2 protein-coding genes are annotated in these 2,044 nt (G+C 50.9%); one reads left to right on the top strand and one right to left on the bottom strand.

Translation table 11 applies throughout. The features are described 5' to 3' along the window. Nucleotides 1-258: 258 nt before the first annotated feature. Nucleotides 259-1,083 (bottom strand): DUF268 domain-containing protein, encoded by an 825-nt coding sequence (locus CJZ78_RS13400; protein WP_094561788.1) that lies wholly within the window; start codon nt 1,081-1,083, stop codon nt 259-261. Between the two features lie 420 nt (nt 1,084-1,503). Between CJZ78_RS13400 and CJZ78_RS13395 the strand changes: the two genes are divergently transcribed. Continuing rightward, nucleotides 1,504-1,953: a transposase gene (locus CJZ78_RS13395; protein WP_094561787.1), complete on the top strand. Its 450-nt coding sequence runs from the start codon at nt 1,504-1,506 to the stop codon at nt 1,951-1,953. Nucleotides 1,954-2,044: the final 91 nt, after the last annotated feature.

The following is a 2,044-nucleotide window of genomic DNA, read 5'->3' as shown; positions in this document are numbered from 1 at the left end:
GTATTGCTTGAGCACTTATGATCTGCTGCGACGATGCCGAAAGGCATTTTTTTATGGTGATCAGAGGCTGGCTAATCTTGTAAATTTCGAGGTACCCTATAGTGCTTTGCTGCTAGCTCTGCAATCTCTGTGAAAAACAGGGGTTTGCAGTCTCCGATGAGAGGTCAATAGGTGAGTGCAGAGCTGCCGGTGGGTTGGTTGAGCAGCGGTTTGTTGCCTGTCTTTTGGTAAGCCTGGGTAAACCTGATAGCTTTTGAATCATTCTTTATGGAGCACCCAAATTGCGCATCCGTATTTTTGATGGTAGCTATAGTCCCAATCAATGTCGGCAACTTTGCTGACATTGACGAGATTGCCGGCGTCATTTACGTAAGCAAATTTTCTGGCGACAAGCTTATTTAAGTAAAACATATCGCGACTTTCTGCGAGGGAGATAACGCGGTGTGCGTTATATTCGATCCTGCTCTTTATTCCAAATGGATATGACAGATAGAGTGTCCCAGAGCTAGATAAAAGGCTACTTAGGTTCTTTAAAGCTACATAATGGCCTATTGCATTGACTGGATCGCCGTATCTACCAAGACCAATGTGCTCAATAGCATGTAGGCAGCTGATTGATTCGTATCTTCCCAGCAGGGAACGATCCAGCTCGCCGCTTAGGTCCATGAGAATAAATGAAATATTTTTGTTATCAAACTCTACTGGGCGGATGTCACCAAGAATTGTATTCTGATCAAACGAGAGCAGGTGGGCAATGAACCCATCAATCCTGCTACCAATATCAAGATGAACCGTGGGTTTATGGTGATAGATATGATTAGCTACTAATAGGTCTTGATGAAAGTAGTGCCCTGAAGCAGTGCCTGCAGCTGATAGAAATTCATTTAAGATTGGTCGTGACTTTCCAAAGTTCTTCACTGAACCTGGCATTGAACTTAACTCGCCGCTTGCTATTGAGCGTTTTAGTTTTCGGAAGTTTAGAATATATCTTATGTATCCATAAAGCGCTGAGTTTGACTTGAGGCGATTCAGGCTAGGCAAGTTAAGTGCAGATGACAAACTATTTAGATCTGTTTTTGGCATTTGATGGAAAGCTCTTGCTCTTTTATTGATTCTACAGTGGTTTTGTATGGTTGGTTGTGTGGTTGGCTTAACTTCTCACCAAGGATCTGGGTACCATGTGCTGATCCCTAATCCGTCCTTTCATCGTTGCCCAACCAGCAGCAAAAGGGATTTCTAGCGTGGTAGGTCGGCTGGGGTCGTAGCATCATTGATAGGTTAGTTTGGTTATCTCATATAGATGATAATCAGGGACTCCTGAAAAAGCTTCCAGCAAGCTGCCTTGATTTCAGCAGCGGCGTCCCATGGAGTGGTGTAACTCGGGGGGATCAGCCCCGGCTACGCCGGGGCTGACGGCTCGCCTCCCTCAGACATCAGCTGTGGCAATGGGTGGGCCGGTCTGTGACCCTGTTCGGAGAACTACCACCAAACCGAACACAGACCATGACCCTTACCCATAGTGGCGCCTCCGAGCTGGCTCAGCTCATCGAGGGCACCACCGCTGGCGCCCTGATCCCTGAGATCGTGCGCCGCGGCTTTCAGGACCTGCTGGAAGCAGAGGTTTCTGCCCTCACTGGCGCCCAGCTCCATGAGCGCTGCCCGGATCAGCGCTCCACCCACCGCAACGGCTACCGCCAGCGGCTGCTCACCACCCAGGTGGGCGACATCAGCCTGGCCATCCCCAAACTGAGGCAGGGCAGCTTCTTTCCCGACTGGCTCGAACCCCGCCGCCGGGTCGACAAGGCCCTCTACGCCGTGGTGATGGAGGCCTACACCGGTGGTATCTCCACCCGCAAGGTTGATGCCCTGGTGGAGGCGCTGGGCGGCGCCAGCGGCGTCTCCAAATCGGAGGTGAGCCGCATCTGCCAGGGGCTCGACGAGCAGGTGCGGTGACTTTCAGGAAAGTTGTCACTCCTGGGCTGCTATTCAGGCGGCCTGGATTAAGGGTAGCGCCAGGGTCGGGTTTGGCTCCTCTGTTGGCTTA

This window comes from Synechococcus sp. 8F6 (assembly GCF_002252665.1).
Classification (GTDB): Bacteria; Cyanobacteriota; Cyanobacteriia; order PCC-6307; family Cyanobiaceae; genus Cyanobium_A.
Note: the sequence above shows the minus strand (reverse complement) of the source record. Positions and strands in the feature narration are given on the sequence as shown.

Coding starts and splice junctions, on each gene's coding strand:
- CJZ78_RS13400 (WP_094561788.1), bottom strand. CDS start 1,083: ATGCCAAAAACAGATCTAAATAGTTTGTCATCTGCACTTAACTTGCCT.
- CJZ78_RS13395 (WP_094561787.1), top strand. CDS start 1,504: ATGACCCTTACCCATAGTGGCGCCTCCGAGCTGGCTCAGCTCATCGAG.